At 63.9% G+C, this 15024-nt stretch carries 9 protein-coding genes, 2 tRNA genes and 3 rRNA genes; 1 reads left to right on the top strand and 13 read right to left on the bottom strand.

Annotation, left to right across the window (positions count from 1 at the left end; genetic code table 11):
• The first annotated feature begins 24 nt into the window (after nucleotides 1-24).
• Complete coding sequence (locus LH076_RS06085) at nucleotides 25-516, top strand: hypothetical protein (protein WP_227783098.1); 492 nt, start codon at nucleotides 25-27, stop codon at nucleotides 514-516.
• A gap of 1 nt (nucleotide 517) precedes the next feature.
• Here LH076_RS06085 and LH076_RS06080 read toward each other — a convergent pair whose 3' ends face one another.
• The 13 genes from LH076_RS06080 to LH076_RS06020 all read right to left on the bottom strand — a co-directional run bounded on the left by LH076_RS06080 (nucleotide 518) and on the right by LH076_RS06020 (nucleotide 15016).
• Nucleotides 518-1045 (bottom strand): DUF3145 domain-containing protein, encoded by a 528-nt coding sequence (locus LH076_RS06080; protein ID WP_227783097.1) that lies wholly within the window; start codon nucleotides 1043-1045, stop codon nucleotides 518-520.
• 125 nt (nucleotides 1046-1170) lie between these two features.
• Nucleotides 1171-2154 (bottom strand): tetratricopeptide repeat protein, encoded by a 984-nt coding sequence (locus LH076_RS06075; RefSeq protein WP_227783096.1) that lies wholly within the window; start codon nucleotides 2152-2154, stop codon nucleotides 1171-1173.
• A 91-nt stretch (nucleotides 2155-2245) separates the two neighbouring features.
• Nucleotides 2246-2362, bottom strand: a 5S ribosomal RNA gene (gene rrf, locus LH076_RS06070).
• Nucleotides 2363-2512: 150 nt separating this feature from the next.
• Nucleotides 2513-5620 (bottom strand): 23S ribosomal RNA (locus tag LH076_RS06065).
• Nucleotides 5621-6074: 454 nt separating this feature from the next.
• Nucleotides 6075-7595, bottom strand: a 16S ribosomal RNA gene (locus LH076_RS06060).
• The 16S, 23S and 5S rRNA genes sit together here, the layout of an rRNA operon.
• Before the next feature lie 552 nt (nucleotides 7596-8147).
• Nucleotides 8148-9413 (bottom strand): tyrosine--tRNA ligase, encoded by a 1266-nt coding sequence (gene tyrS / locus LH076_RS06055; RefSeq protein ID WP_227783095.1) that lies wholly within the window; start codon nucleotides 9411-9413, stop codon nucleotides 8148-8150.
• Nucleotides 9414-9442: 29 nt separating this feature from the next.
• Nucleotides 9443-9516, bottom strand: a tRNA-Ile gene (locus LH076_RS06050).
• 25 nt (nucleotides 9517-9541) lie between these two features.
• The gene (locus LH076_RS06045; RefSeq protein WP_227783094.1) at nucleotides 9542-9745 is read right to left on the bottom strand and encodes a CDGSH iron-sulfur domain-containing protein; all 204 of its coding nucleotides are present in this window, start codon (nucleotides 9743-9745) and stop codon (nucleotides 9542-9544) included.
• Nucleotides 9742-10731, bottom strand: coding sequence for an iron-containing redox enzyme family protein (locus LH076_RS06040; RefSeq protein ID WP_227783093.1), 990 nt, complete (start codon nucleotides 10729-10731; stop codon nucleotides 9742-9744). The genes LH076_RS06045 and LH076_RS06040 overlap by 4 nt, the downstream gene beginning before the upstream one ends.
• A gap of 41 nt (nucleotides 10732-10772) precedes the next feature.
• A tRNA-Asn gene (locus LH076_RS06035) sits at nucleotides 10773-10845 on the bottom strand.
• Nucleotides 10846-10921: 76 nt separating this feature from the next.
• Nucleotides 10922-12778 carry a DNA primase gene (dnaG, locus tag LH076_RS06030; protein WP_227783092.1) on the bottom strand — a complete coding sequence of 619 codons (1857 nt, stop codon included), beginning with the start codon at nucleotides 12776-12778 and terminating at the stop codon, nucleotides 10922-10924.
• Between the two features lie 10 nt (nucleotides 12779-12788).
• Nucleotides 12789-14024, bottom strand: a complete 1236-nt coding sequence (locus LH076_RS06025; protein ID WP_227783091.1) for a deoxyguanosinetriphosphate triphosphohydrolase — start codon at nucleotides 14022-14024, stop codon at nucleotides 12789-12791.
• Between the two features lie 131 nt (nucleotides 14025-14155).
• Nucleotides 14156-15016, bottom strand: coding sequence for a mucin-2 protein (locus LH076_RS06020; RefSeq protein WP_227783090.1), 861 nt, complete (start codon nucleotides 15014-15016; stop codon nucleotides 14156-14158).
• Nucleotides 15017-15024 lie beyond the last annotated feature (8 nt).

Here is a 15024-nt window from a genome sequence, read left to right as displayed (position 1 = left end):
GGGAGGCGTTCCGTTGAGCCTCTTGTGAGGCGGATCACTCTCGGAACACTGGCAGCGGCGCTGACCCTGGGGCTGGCGGGCATCACGCCCGCCGCCCCAGCGTCCGCCGCTGTTCCGGCGAGCGTCTCTGCGCCCGCACAACGTCTTGTGTCGGGCTGCTCCTGGTACACGTACCACTACCAGATCGACATCGATCCCTCGCAGTACGACTGGCTGCTGCAGGTGATGGTCACCGACGCCGGTGGCACCAACCAGGCGTTCCAGTTCTTCACCGACACCGATCCGCTACGCGGCACCGGACGTTTCCAACTCTGCTCGAAGAACGTGCACGCCCCCGGCCGCTTCAGCCTGACGGGGGAACTCGATCTCAGCGACGGGGTGAACCAGACGGCCACCACGCTCACGCCGTTCTACTTCCAGATCACACCGGCGTCGACGAAGAAGGCCGGCAAGTGCAGCAAGCCGAAGTACGCCAAGCACCACAAGAAGAAGTGCCGGAAGGCGAAGCGGCGGTAGCTCAGACCACCTGGTGGAGCCAGCGGACGGGCGCGCCTTCACCGGCGTGACGGAAGGTCTCCAACTCGTCGTCCCAGGGCTTGCCGAGGAGCTTGTCCACCTCGAGCAGGAGCGTGGTCTCGCCGAGCGCCGCCTTCACGACCGCGGCCTTGAGCCGGTCCTCCGGAATCATGATGTCACCGTAGAGGCCCGTGACCGCGTGGAAGACACCGAGTTCCGGAGTGTAGGAGAACCGAACACCCTCAGAGCCGCTGGTCGGCTCCTCGGTGATCTCGAAGCGCAGGTGCTGCCAGCCCTTGAGCGCGGAGGCCACGGCAGCGGCCGAGCCCACCGCGCCCGACCAGGAGAGTTCGGCACGATAGGTGCCGGCCTGGGCGGGCTGAGGGGTCCAGTCGAGGCTGACGGACGTGCCCAGCACGCCGCCGACGGCCCACTCCACGTGCGGGCACAACGCAGACGGCGCCGAGTGCACGTAGAGAACTCCTCTCGAGGCGGGACGAGAGGAAGCAGTGGAGCTGTATGTGGTCACTGATGGTTCTCCTTCGTTCCGGCGTGAGCTGCGCCTTCCCCAGCGATCTCATCTCGGAACGAACCGAACCACACGTGTGTTGTTATGCCGCCAATTGTGACGGAAGTTGCGTCTGAATGCCAGCGTTACGCGCGCTTGGACTCAAGAGCCGACGCACGCTCGCCCGCATCGGTCGCCTCTTCGGCGTCGATCGCCAGGGTCCGGTGGAACCAGGTGAGGGCGTCCTCCGTCTTGCCGGCCTTCTCGAGGATGTCGGCGTAGACGTAGCGCAGACGCACGACCCAGCCCTCGCGGCTCTTGCTCATCAGGGGCGCGAGTTCGAGCGTGCGGAGAGCAGCATCGATCTGCCCCATGTCCGCACGGGCCTCCGCCTCGATGATCGTCATCTCCGCCTTCTGGGAGGCGGCGAAGTTCTTCACCGACGGGCTCTGGGCCAGCTTGAGTGCCTGCTCCGGGTGCCCGAGCGCCCGGTGGCAGTCGGCCATCATCGGGAGGTACGCCGTCGCGCCGTTCATCCGCTTGGCGGCCCGCAGCTCGGCGAGGGCGACGTCGAAGTGGCCGGCGTAGTACGCAGCCTCACCGACAGCCTCCCGCACGATGGCCAGACGCTGAGCACGACTCTTCGCGGCGAGCGCGTGCTGATAGGCGATCTCGGCGTTGTCGACCTCGAGGAAGTGCTGCGCGGCAGCGAGGTGGCGACCGACGCGAGCAGCGAGCTTCTCGGGCAGACCCTTCAACTGGGCGGCGACGCCACGGTCGAGCTCCTTGCCGGTGATGAACTCGGGCAGGTCGGGGCCGTCGTAGGCCTTCTGGTCCGCGGTGCGCTCGGCCTCGGGCTCGCGCTCCGAGCGCTGCTTCCAGCCGGACTGGCCCCTCCGGTCGACGCCGTCGGCGTCGCGCCCGCGCGAGGCGTACGGCTTGGGGCCACGGCCGGGGGCGGCCTTCTTGGCGCCGGGCTTGTCGTCGCGGTCGCGGTACGACGGCTTGCCGTCGCGCGAGGCGGGCTTACGACCGCTCGGGGCGGCCTTCTTCGCGGCAGGACGACCCTTGCCGCCCTGCGCGGGACGTCCGGACTGGCCGGACCTGTTGTTACGACGCTCGTCTGCCATGACTCGATCTTCTCCTGAACTGCCCTGCGGGCAAACCATGGGGCAAATGCATCGAGGGGGCCACCTTGCGGTGGCCCCCTCGGGAAATATTGTCCGGCGGCGTCCTACTCTCCCACGACCTCGCGGTCGCAGTACCATCGGCGCTGAGAGGCTTAACTTCCGGGTTCGGGATGGGACCGGGTGTTTCCCTCTCGCTATGGCCGCCGTAACTCTTTCTCAACCACCCACGAAGCAGATGCTTCGAGTGGGCGTTGAAGCCAACTATTCAATTGACACACTCTCGTGGTGTCGTTGTTTCTCGTGGACGCGAGACATACGTGTAGCAAACGGATCGTTTGTTGGTTTTGTTGAGTGCTTGTGTGACAAGCCCTCGGCCTATTAGTACCGGTCGGCTGGGCATTACTGCTGTACACCTCCGGCCTATCAACCCCATGGTCTATAGGGGGCCTTAACCCATAACGGGTGGGAAACCTCATCTTGAGACGTGCTTCCCGCTTAGATGCGTTCAGCGGTTATCACTTCCGAACGTAGCCAACCAGCCATGCACCTGGCGGTACAACTGGCACACCAGAGGTTCGTCCATCCCGGTCCTCTCGTACTAGGGACAGCCTCTCTCAAGTTTCCTACGCGCGCGGCGGATAGGGACCGAACTGTCTCACGACGTTCTAAACCCAGCTCGCGTGCCGCTTTAATGGGCGAACAGCCCAACCCTTGGGACCTACTCCAGCCCCAGGATGCGACGAGCCGACATCGAGGTGCCAAACCATCCCGTCGATATGGACTCTTGGGGAAGATCAGCCTGTTATCCCCGGGGTACCTTTTATCCGTTGAGCGACGTCGCTTCCACTTGCCGACGCCGGATCACTAGTTCCGACTTTCGTCCCTGCTCGACATGTCTGTCTCACAGTCAAGCTCCCTTGTGCACTTACACTCAACACCTGATTGCCAACCAGGCTGAGGGAACCTTTGAGCGCCTCCGTTACATTTTAGGAGGCAACCGCCCCAGTTAAACTACCCATCAGGCACTGTCCCTGAACCGGATCACGGTCCTAGGTTAGACATCTAGTACGACCAGAGTGGTATTTCAACGATGACTCCACAACCACTGGCGTGGCCGCTTCACAGTCTCCCACCTATCCTACACAAGCCGAACCAAACACCAATACCAAACTATAGTAAAGGTCCCGGGGTCTTTCCGTCCTGCCGCGCGTAACGAGCATCTTTACTCGTAGTGCAATTTCGCCGAGTCCACGGTTGAGACAGCGCCCAAGTCGTTACTCCATTCGTGCAGGTCGGAACTTACCCGACAAGGAATTTCGCTACCTTAGGATGGTTATAGTTACCACCGCCGTTTACTGGGGCTTAAATTCTGAGCTTCGACTTGCGTCTAACCCGTCCTCTTAACCTTCCAGCACCGGGCAGGAGTCAGTCCGTATACATCGTCTTACGACTTAGCACGGACCTGTGTTTTTAGTAAACAGTCGCTTGGGCCTGGTCTCTGCGGCCCTTCACGCTCCCCGTGCAAGACGGTTCACGATCCGGGCCCCCCTTCTCCCGAAGTTACGGGGGCATTTTGCCGAGTTCCTTAACCATGGTTCACTCGATCGCCTCGGTATTCTCTACCTGATCACCTGAGTCGGTTTGGGGTACGGGCGGCGCATAGCTCGCTAGAGGTTTTTCTCGACAGCATAGGATCATCGACTTCCCCAAACGGGTCCCCATCAGATCTCAACCACGACATCAAAGTCAGAGACACGGATTTACCTATGCCTCGGCCTACATCCTTAGCCGGCGACTACCATCGCGCCGGATCGACTACCTTCCTGCGTCACCCCATCGCTTGCCTACTACCAGCTCGGGTCATGCGCTACGCACACACGCCTCTCCCGAAGGATCGGTCGCGGTGTTTCGGGCACTTAGCATCACTGGGGTCAGCATGGGCGCTATTTTGCCGGTACCGGAATATCAACCGGTTGTCCATCGACTACGCCTGTCGGCCTCGCCTTAGGTCCCGACTTACCCAGGGCAGATTAGCTTGACCCTGGAACCCTTGATCAATCGGCGGATGAGTTTCTCACTCATCATTCGCTACTCATGCCTGCATTCTCACTCGTGTGGCATCCACGACTGGATCACTCCGCCGCTTCACCCGCCACACGACGCTCCCCTACCCATCCACACACCTGACTCATACGAGTGGGCTTATGTGAATGCCATAGCTTCGGTGGATAACTTGAGCCCCGCTACATTGTCGGCGCGGAATCACTTGACCAGTGAGCTATTACGCACTCTTTCAAGGGTGGCTGCTTCCAAGCCAACCTCCTGGTTGTCACTGCGACTCCACATCCTTTTCCACTTAGTTATCGCTTAGGGACCTTAGCTGATGGTCTGGGCTGTTTCCCTCTCGACTACGGAGCTTATCCCCCGCAGTCTCACTGCTGCGCTCTCACTTACCGGCATTCGGAGTTTGGCTAACGTCAGTAACCTGGTAGGGCCCATCGGCTATCCAGTGCTCTACCTCCGGCAAGAAACACGCAACGCTGCACCTAAATGCATTTCGGGGAGAACCAGCTATCACGGAGTTTGATTGGCCTTTCACCCCTACCCACAGGTCATCCCCTCCATTTTCAACTGAAGTGGGTTCGGTCCTCCACGACGTCTTACCGTCGCTTCAACCTGCCCATGGGTAGATCACTCCGCTTCGGGTCTAGAGCGTGCGACTAATTCACCCTATTCGGATTCGCTTTCGCTACGGCTACCCCACACGGGTTAACCTCGCCACACACCGCTAACTCGCAGGCTCATTCTTCAAAAGGCACGCTATCACCTCGTCCGAAGACTCAGCTCTAACGGATTGTAGGCACACGGTTTCAGGTACTATTTCACTCCCCGCCAGGGGTACTTTTCACCTTTCCCTCACGGTACTGGTCCGCTATCGGTCATCAAGGAGTATTTAGGCTTAACAGGTGGTCCTGCCAGATTCACACACCATTCCAGGAGTGGCGTGTTACTTGGGATACCTCTCGACAGTGCACAACTTACGGCTACGGGACTATCACCCACTACGGTCCAGCTCTCCAACTGGTTCACCCTCATCATGCATTTCTTACTGTCTGAACCACCGGCAGATAGTTCTGAAAGGTCCCACGACCCCGCCTACGCAACCCCTGCCGGGTATCACACGCATACGGTTTAGCCTGATCCGATTTCGCTCGCCACTACTCTCGGAATCACTCTTGTTTTCTCTTCCTGTGGGTACTGAGATGTTTCACTTCCCCACGTTCCCTCCACACGCCCTATATATTCAGGCGCGGGTACCACGACATGACTCGTGGTGGGTTCCCCCATTCGGACACCCCCGGATCAACGCTTCGTTGCCAACTCCCCAGGGCTTATCGCAGGCTCGTACGTCCTTCATCGGCTCTTGATGCCAAGGCATCCACCATGTGCCCTTCATAGCTTGTCGCACAAACACTCAACAAAAACAACAAACCACACTCGGCCATCGTCTTCGTCGAGCAATGATCAAACAACTCAACTACAAAAGACCAGACACACGTACAGCACAACTGCACAGCGTGTCTTCAAAATTGCTTACAAGATGCTCGCGTCCACTATTCAAAACAACCAAACACCACACCCAGAACACCCCCTCACCCACCTCCGCGGGATCAAGCGCACTCAGGCACCGAGGCACACCAGCAACCGCTGGACGCGTGATTCCTCAGAACCCCAACAGTGTGTTACCGAAAACCCCACCTCATCACCACCACCCAGGTTCCACTCCAGCGCCCCCGAAGAGACACCGGTTGTACTGAGGATGACAGCAACCCAGAAGGGCACTTCGTCGACGATTCCACTAGTGAACACCACCGATGCACCGACGTTGTGCCGGATACCTGTGGGTGTGTGCTCCTTAGAAAGGAGGTGATCCAGCCGCACCTTCCGGTACGGCTACCTTGTTACGACTTCGTCCCAATCGCCAACCCCACCTTCGACGGCTCCCTCCCACAAGGGGTTAGGCCACCGGCTTCGGGTGTTGCCGACTTTCGTGACGTGACGGGCGGTGTGTACAAGGCCCGGGAACGTATTCACCGCAGCGTTGCTGATCTGCGATTACTAGCGACTCCGACTTCATGGGGTCGAGTTGCAGACCCCAATCCGAACTGAGACCGGCTTTTTCCGATTCGCTCCCCCTCACGGGATCGCAGCGGTTTGTACCGGCCATTGTAGCATGCGTGAAGCCCTGGACATAAGGGGCATGATGACTTGACGTCATCCCCACCTTCCTCCGAGTTGACCCCGGCAGTCTCCTATGAGTCCCCACCATCACGTGCTGGCAACATAGGACGAGGGTTGCGCTCGTTGCGGGACTTAACCCAACATCTCACGACACGAGCTGACGACAGCCATGCACCACCTGTATACGAGTATCAAAGAGACCCCCATCTCTGGGGGCTTCCCGTATATGTCAAACCCAGGTAAGGTTCTTCGCGTTGCATCGAATTAATCCGCATGCTCCGCCGCTTGTGCGGGCCCCCGTCAATTCCTTTGAGTTTTAGCCTTGCGGCCGTACTCCCCAGGCGGGGCGCTTAATGCGTTAGCTGCGGCACGGAACACGTGGAATGTGTCCCACACCTAGCGCCCAACGTTTACGGTGTGGACTACCAGGGTATCTAATCCTGTTCGCTCCCCACACTTTCGCTCCTCAGCGTCAGAACATTCCCAGAGAACCGCCTTCGCCACCGGTGTTCCTCCTGATATCTGCGCATTTCACCGCTACACCAGGAATTCCGTTCTCCCCTGAATGCCTCAAGTCTGCCCGTATCGAAAGCAAGCCCAGAGTTAAGCCCTGGGTTTTCACTCCCGACGCAACAAACCGCCTACGAGCCCTTTACGCCCAATAATTCCGGACAACGCTCGGACCCTACGTATTACCGCGGCTGCTGGCACGTAGTTGGCCGGTCCTTCTTCTGCACATACCGTCACTTGCGCTTCGTCTGTGCTGAAAGAGGTTTACAACCCGAAGGCCGTCATCCCTCACGCGGCGTTGCTGGATCAGGCTTCCGCCCATTGTCCAATATTCCCCACTGCTGCCTCCCGTAGGAGTCTGGGCCGTGTCTCAGTCCCAGTGTGGCCGGTCACCCTCTCAGGCCGGCTACCCGTCGAAGCCTTGGTAGGCCATTACCCCACCAACAAGCTGATAGGCCGCGAGCACATCCTGCACCGAAAAAACTTTCCACACACACCCATGCGAGCATGTGTCATATCCGGTATTAATCTCAGTTTCCCAAGGCTATCCCAGAGTGCAGGGCAGATTACTCACGTGTTACTCACCCGTTCGCCGCTCGAGTACCCCCGAAAGGGCCTTTCCGCTCGACTTGCATGTGTTAAGCACGCCGCCAGCGTTCGTCCTGAGCCAGGATCAAACTCTCCGTAGAAAACTTGACCTCTGACAGGAGATCACTGACGATCCACATCCAAAGACATGGAACATTGTCAGAATCATTGTCAAAGAAATTCGCCACCATAAAGGCGACGAGGTTACAAACTAATTCGTCGACTATTCAATAACACACTGTTGAGTTCTCAAGAATCACACGCGCTCTGCGGCTCCGAGCTTTTCGCTCTTCACCCTCAGGGCTTGTCTGAACTTTATCAGATTCGTTTCGCGCTTTCCAAATCCACGCTTTTCTCATCCGACCGGATCGAATTGCGTTCCTTAGAACCGCTTTTCCGCTTCCGTTCCCAGAACTTTAGCGGAGACTTTCTCGCGGACCTAATCGGCGCTTTTCTCTCCTTCACCTCCGCGCGCAGTTGTCCCAGGTTTTCATGGCCGCTTCAGCGCGCACACGTCAGCCTGGATCTTTTGGCTTGGGGGTGGTCGTCCCGGGGCCGGCAGCCCGACCCGAACCGGGTCTTGCTCCCCGCCGCTCCGTTGGCGACTCGGAGAACATTAGGCACGTCCTCCGCAGAACACAAATCGGCGCGAGCTACCTGATCTCGACGCCCGCGAACCGCTTCTTGCCGCGGCGCAGGACGAGCCACGAGCCCCCGAGGAGGTCGGCTTCCGAGACCGCCGCCTCGGCGTCCTCGACACGGATGTTGTTGACGTAGGCACCGCCCTCACCGATGGTGCGACGGGCCTCGCCCCGACTGGTGGCCAGTCCGCTCTCGACCAGGAGGTCGACCACGCTGGGCCACTTCTCCCCCTTGTCGATGCTCACCGCCCCGGCCTCCTGCAGCGCGGAGGCGAGCGTCGTGGGGCTGAGGACGGTGAGGTCTCCCCCGCCGAACAGGGCGCCGGCCGCTGCCTTCGCCTGCTCGGTCTCCTCGGCTCCGTGCACGAGCGTCGTCATGTGATCGGCCAGCGCCTTCTGACCCGCGCGGAGGAACGGCTTCTCCGCGGTGCTCGCCTCCAGCTCCTCGATCTCCCCGTGGGAGAGGAAGGTGAAGACACGCAGGAGTTCGCCGACCTTGGCGTCCTCGACGTTGAGCCAGAACTGATGGAACGCGTACGGCGACATCATCTGGGGGTCGAGCCACAGTGCGCCGCCCTCGGTCTTGCCGTACTTGGTGCCGTCGGCCTTGGTGATCAGCGGCGTGGTGAAGGCATGGGCGTGACCGCCGGCCGCGCGCCGGATCAGCTCCACGCCCCCCGTGATGTTGCCCCACTGGTCGGAGCCGCCGAACTGCAGCGTCACGCCGTGGTCGCGGAAGAGCTGGAGGTAGTCCATCGACTGCAGCAGCACGTAGGAGAACTCCGTGTAGGTGATGCCGTCGGCGGATTCGAGCCGACGCTTCACCGTCTCGCGGGCCAGCATCCGCGAGATCGGGAAGTGCTTCCCGATGTCGCGCAGGAAGTCGATGGTGGAGAGACCGGATGTCCAGTCATAGTTGTTGACCATCGTCGCCGCGTTGTCGCCCTCGAAGGAGACGAACGGCTCGATCTGTCGGCGTACCCGCTCCACCCACTCCTTGACGGTGTCGAGGGAGTTGAGGCTCCGCTCACCCGAGTCACGCGGATCGCCGATCATGCCGGTGGCGCCGCCGACGAGCATGTACGGCGAGTGGCCGGCCCTCTGGAGGCGCATCGCCGTGACGATCTGCAGCAGGTTGCCCATGTGCAGGCTGGGCGCCGTCGGGTCGAAGCCGATGTAGAACTTCACGCTCCCGGAGCCGAGCGCCTCACGCAGCGCGTCGCGGTCGGTGGAGTCGGCGATCAGGCCGCGCCATTCAAGATCGTCGAGGACATTCACGCGGGCAAGCCTAATGAGAGTGCCTTCCGTAGGGCGGGTGGGGCTCGAACCCACGACCCAAGGATTATGAGTCCTCTGCTCTAACCGACTGAGCTACCGCCCCTCAGGGCGATGACCCTACCGAGTGCTCAGGGCTTCTTGTCCGCCGGGACGAGCTTGTGGGTGCCGTCGCACCACGGCTTGAGGGCGGACTTGCCGCAACGGCAAACTGCACTGACCGGCCGGGTGGTGTGGTGCTCGCCGCCGTTCTCGTCGCGGACGACGTGGTCGCCGCGGAGCAGCACGGGGCCGCCGGGGCAGACGATCACGTCGGGGGCGCTGGCCTCGGTCATGCTGCCTCTCCTTCGTGCTGCTGCCACTGACCGAGGAGGAGCTCGGCCACCTGGTTCTCCTGGTCGAGGCAGGTGAAGGCACCGAACCAGATGTCGGCCTCGACGGAGGGCTGGTCGGCGATCATCGGTGCGCAGATGCTGCGGACCGCGAGCTGCTCGTGGACGGCGTCGGCCTCGACGTGCTCGGTGTAGTACTCGACCATCTCCGGCGGGAAGTCGAGGCGCTCCAGCCCGCGAGCGATGCGGCGGCAGGGGATCGAGCTGGTCGCCTCGAAGGCGGCGAGCAGACCCATGGCCGCACCACGGAGCCGGCGGTGAAGGGCGAAGAGGTTCATCGCGTTGTTCTGCTCGAGGATCAGCGCGGGGGTCTCGTCGACGTACGCACCCTCGTCCGGCCGCAGGCCCGAGGCTGCCATGCCGCGCGCGAAGAGGCCGGCGTGGAGACGGTCGGGCGAGCCGGCGCCGTACTCGTCGAACTGCAGCGCCATCAGGCCGGCCCGCGCCTCGAGGGGCAGCCGGGCGACCACGAAGCTGCTGGGGTCGGACTCCTTGAGGTGGTAGATCGACTTCAGCCGGAGGAAGTCGAGCGCCTGCTCGCGGGTCGCCTTGGTCTGGATGAAGCGCGCGAGCGACGGACCCTCGAACTCCTGGACGTAGTCGAAGAAAGCTTCTTCGAAAGCGGTGCCCGTGCTGCTCTCGTACGCCGGCACGCCGGTCCACCGGGCACGCAGTCGCTTCTCGAGGTCGGCCTCGAGACGGCCACGGACGCGGAGCAACTCGACATCCCACTCGGAGCCCTCGTCGGCGTCCTCGAAGCTGCGGTAGGAGAGTTCATACAGGGTCCAGAGGGCGATCGCGGCGTCGTCGTGTGAGTCGGGCTCGACGTCGATCGGCGTGCCCTGCGGCTCGCGGATCGCCTCGATGACCTGCTCGCTGAGCGTCCCGCGCGGCTTGGGCAGTCGCGCCCGGGCGGTAGTGGCTGGCATGTTCTGGAGATACCCGCGAACAGCCGTTCGTATTCTTCTTGCTCCCCCGGTTGGACTCGAACCAACAACCCTGCGATTAACAGTCGCATGCTCTGCCAGTTGAGCTACAGGGGATCGCTTGGCAGCGCCGAAACAGTAGCAACCCGGGCGGCGACAGATGAAATCGGGGTCACGCCCCTCAGCGCGGGTCCTAGGAGGCGATCTCGGCGCGGAGTGCGCGGCGCTCCTGCTCGAGCGCCTGGAGCTCGCCGGCGACGCGGAAATAGGTGTCGGTGTCGCCCGGGTCGGAGCGCTGGAGGCGGGAGTGGGCGTCGGCGATGCTGCGGGAGACCGTCGCCTCGCGCAGCCGGGAGACGACCTCGCGGACATAGCCCGCGTCGGCGGCCTTCGTGCGGATCGACTCCACGGCCAGGGCCGACAGCAGCGGGAGGAGACGCTCGTCGGTGCATCGGCTGCGGACGGTGGAGACCCACTGCGGATCGCTCGCGCCGGCCACGACTCCCCCGGCTTCCGCCATCAGCGCCCAGAGGGCCCGATACGCAGGGTGGGTGAAGTCGTCGGTGCCGATGCTGGCGGTGAGACTGCCGATCACGACCGGCTGCTGGAGCAGGACCTTGAGCACCTCGCGCTCCAGCGAGAGCCTCGGGTCGCGCGGGTCGGGCAGCGCCGGACCGGCCGGTGGCGCCGCGGGCATGGGGTGGGCCGCGGAGGTGGCCGGGCGCGTGCGGCGGTCGCCCGCCCGGCGTACCTCGGCGATCGCGCTCTCGGTGTCGACACCGACGAGGCCGGCGAGCTCGCGGGTGAACTCGCTGACCTTGGAGCGGTCGCGGACCGAGGAGACGAGACGCGCGCCCTCCCGGAGGGCATCGACCCGGCCGTCGGCGCGGTCGAGGTCGTAGCGCGCGACGACGTTGCGCAGCACGAACTGGTAGAGCGGCTTCCTGCTGTCGATCAGCGCACGGACGGCCTCGTCGCCCTGCCTGAGGCGCAGGTCGTTGGGGTCCATGCCGTCGGGGGCGACAGCGACGTACGTCGGCGAGTGGAAGTCCTCGTCGGCGGCGAAGACCTTCATGGCCGCTGCCTGGCCGGCAGCGTCGCCGTCGAAGGTGAAGACGATCTCGCCGGTCGAGCCGGCGAAGTCGCCCATCAGGCGGCGCAGCACCTTGCCGTGGTCGCCTGTGAAGGCGGTGCCGCAGGTGGCGACGGCGGTGGTGACGCCGGCGAGGTGGCAGGCCATGACGTCGGTGTAGCCCTCCACGATGACCGCGCGATGACTGGTCTGCAGACCCTTGCGGGCCAGATCGATGCCGTAGAGGACCTGGTTCTTCTTGTAGATCGGGGTCTCGGACGTGTTGATGTACTTGCCCTTGATGTAGTCGTTCTCGAAGAGCTTGCGCGCCCCGAACCCGATCACGTCGCCGCTGGACTCCCGGATCGGCCAGATCACCCGACCCTCGAAGCGCGACGAGCCCCTCGTGCCGACGATGCCCGCGGTGACGAGCTCCTCCTCGGAGAACCCGCGTGAGCGCAGGTGCTGGGCCAGCAGCTTGCCGTCGGTCGGCGCGAAGCCGACGCCGAACCGGGCGGCTGCCGCCTGGTCGAAGCCCTTCTCCATCAGGAACTGCCGCGCCGGCATAGCCGTGGGCGACAGGAGCTGCTCGACGAAGAACTCCGCCGCGATCCTGTGTGCCTCGATCAGCGTGCCGCGGCTGGGTCCGCGTTTCTCCTGCGGGCCGCCGAAGCCCTCTTCCCGTTGCAGCTGTACGCCGACCTTGTCCGCCAGGCGCTCGATGGTGTCGGCGAAGGAGAGACCGTCGATCTTCTGCACGAAGGCGATGACATCACCGCCCTCGCCGCAGCCGAAGCAGTGCCAGAATCCCCGCGAGGGGTTGACGTTGAAGCTCGGGGACTTCTCGTCGTGGAAGGGGCAGAGGCCCTGCATGTTGGAGCCAGACCGACGGAGCGTGACGTACTGGCCGACGATGTCCTCGATCTTGGCCTTCTCGCGCACCTCAGCGATGCTCTTCTCGAGAATCCGGCCGGCCACGAGCCGGAGTCTAGGTCCTGGGGCCGACCAGACGCTCATACCAGCTCACAGCCGTCACGTCGGTGAGGCTGGCGACCTGGTCGATCACGACGCGGAGCCGGGCGCTGTCGTCGGCGGCGGCACGCCAGTCGTCGGCGAACTGGCGGTCGAGGGCATCGGGGCCACGGTCGAGAAGGACCTGGACGAGCTCGGTGAGCAGCTCCCGCTGGCGCGCCTGCAGCTCGCGCCGGGTGTCGGTCAGCATCACGTAGTGGGTCGCGATTCCCTTGAGCACGGCGATCTCGACGCGGGTGCGTTCCGGGATGACGAGGTTGCCGCGGTGGCGCACCAGCCCTCCCTCGGTCGGAGTCGCTGCTTGCACGGCGCCGCAGAAACGCCCGATGAGGTCGCTGGTGAGGTTCTTGAGGGCGGCGAGGCTGCCCCGGCTCCCGTCGTACGTCGACGACGGCCAGCCATCGACAGCGCGGAGTCCTCCGAGCGCCTCGTCGAGCTCCGCGTCCTGCACCTCAGGGAGGTACCAGCCGCGGACGACCTCGCGCAGCGCCTCCACGTCGAGGCTGGTCAGGTCGATCCGACCGGCGACGACACCGTCCTCCACGTCATGCACCGAGTAGGCGACATCGTCCGCGAGGTCCATGATCTGCGCCTCGACACACTTCCCGTGGCCCTCGACGCCTGAGCGCATCCAGGTGAAGACCGGGAGGTCGTCGTCATACACACCGAACTTGCGGCCGTGCTCGCCGGCCCGCCACGGGTACTTGGTGCAGGCGTCGAGGGTGGCGCGGGTGAGGTTGAGCCCGACCGAGGCCCCTGAGGGTCGATGCGTCTTGGACTCCAGTCGGGTGAGGATGCGCAGCGTCTGGGCGTTGCCCTCGAATCCGCCCGCCTCTGCCGCCAGGGAGTGCAGGACGTCCTCGCCGTTGTGGCCGAACGGCGGGTGCCCGAGGTCATGGGCCAAGGCCGCCGTCTCGGCGAGGTCCGCCAGCTCGGCGGCCCCGTCGCCGAGGGCACGGGAGATGTCGCGCGCGATCTGGGCGACCTCGAGGCTGTGGGTCAGGCGGTTGCGGACGAAGTCGTCCGACTGCGGGCCGACCACCTGGGTCTTGGCGGCGAGCCGTCGCGACGACGCCGCGTGCACGAGTCGGGCGCGATCGCGCTCGAACGGCGTGCGCACCGGAGCATCGACCCGCTTCGGCGGCTCCTCGACGATCCGCTCCCGATCGGAGTCGGTGTAGAGGTCGGCCACGGTGTGAGGGTAGCGAGCCGGTGTCCGGCGTGTGCGGTCGCAAGGCGCCGCCGCGAAGGCGGCCCTAGAGCGAAGCGGCCGTCGAGCGGCGTGCAACGCCGCGAACGCTCCGCCGGGCGCCGGATCGACAGTTAGTTCGTGCCGATGTGGACATGATCCATATGGTTCGCCGTCGCGGAGCCGTGGTCGCCGTAGTCGCGCCAGCCCTCGGAGGCGCGGACGGGGGTCCAGATCCGGTCGTACCAGATGACGTCGTAGAGGTCGAGCTCGGCCGCGTGCTCGAGGGCCCAGGCGGCGATCTCGTCGCCGAGCGCCTTGTCGCTGGTCATCACGTCGAGGGCGTTGCCGGTGTCGTGCTCGCTGCGGGGCGCCCAGCCGCCGTACGAGGTGATCTGGGGGAAGGCGTGGCACACCGAGCGGTAGACCTTGATGGTCTGTGGCTTGAGGCCCTTCTCGACCGACGCGTCGGGGCACGGCTCCATGGAGATGCCCGCCGGCTCCGGCGGCGGCTTCTCGTCGGAGAGGTGACCCGAGGTGACCCAGCCGATGGTGTCGTCGACGACGACCTGCTCGCGGTCGTTGCGCGTGACCCCGGTCGCGAGCAGCTTCGTCGCCTCCTTGAGCTCACTGAGCTGCTTGGCGTCGTCGCCGGCGCCGGCCCAGAGGTTGAGCGCGGTGGTCGTCCACCGGGTCTGCTTCTTCTGCGACTTCTCGACCGCGCGCCGCGAGAGCGAGCGGGAGAGCGTGGCGGCGCGGAGGCGGTCGTCGGGCAGAGGCGCCGCGGTGCCGACCTGGGCCGCAGGGGCGACGGCAGCGACCGGAGCGGCCGCATTGGTGAAGGCACCCATCGTCATCGGCCCGGTCAGCGCCACTCCCCCGCCGACCACGGCGAGCGTCCCGACCACGGCGGCCCCAGCGGCCACCAGGAGGGGGCTCACGCGGCGGCGGCGCGGTGCGCGGCGACGGCCTGCGTGGCGGGGACTATCGGACATGGGGCGAG

The organism is Nocardioides sp. Kera G14 (genome assembly GCF_020715565.1).
Taxonomy (GTDB): domain Bacteria; phylum Actinomycetota; class Actinomycetes; order Propionibacteriales; family Nocardioidaceae; genus Nocardioides.
The sequence above is the reverse complement of the archived record's forward strand: the minus strand, read 5'-3'. Positions and strand labels throughout refer to the sequence as shown.

What these genes read in the sequence shown, in the direction of transcription:
- LH076_RS06040 (WP_227783093.1), bottom strand. Translation starts at nt 10,731, where the DNA reads ATGCCAGCCACTACCGCCCGGGCGCGACTGCCCAAGCCGCGCGGGACG.
- LH076_RS06020 (WP_227783090.1), bottom strand. Translation starts at nt 15,016, where the DNA reads ATGTCCGATAGTCCCCGCCACGCAGGCCGTCGCCGCGCACCGCGCCGC.
- LH076_RS06075 (WP_227783096.1), bottom strand. Translation starts at nt 2,154, where the DNA reads ATGGCAGACGAGCGTCGTAACAACAGGTCCGGCCAGTCCGGACGTCCC.
- LH076_RS06045 (WP_227783094.1), bottom strand. Translation starts at nt 9,745, where the DNA reads ATGACCGAGGCCAGCGCCCCCGACGTGATCGTCTGCCCCGGCGGCCCC.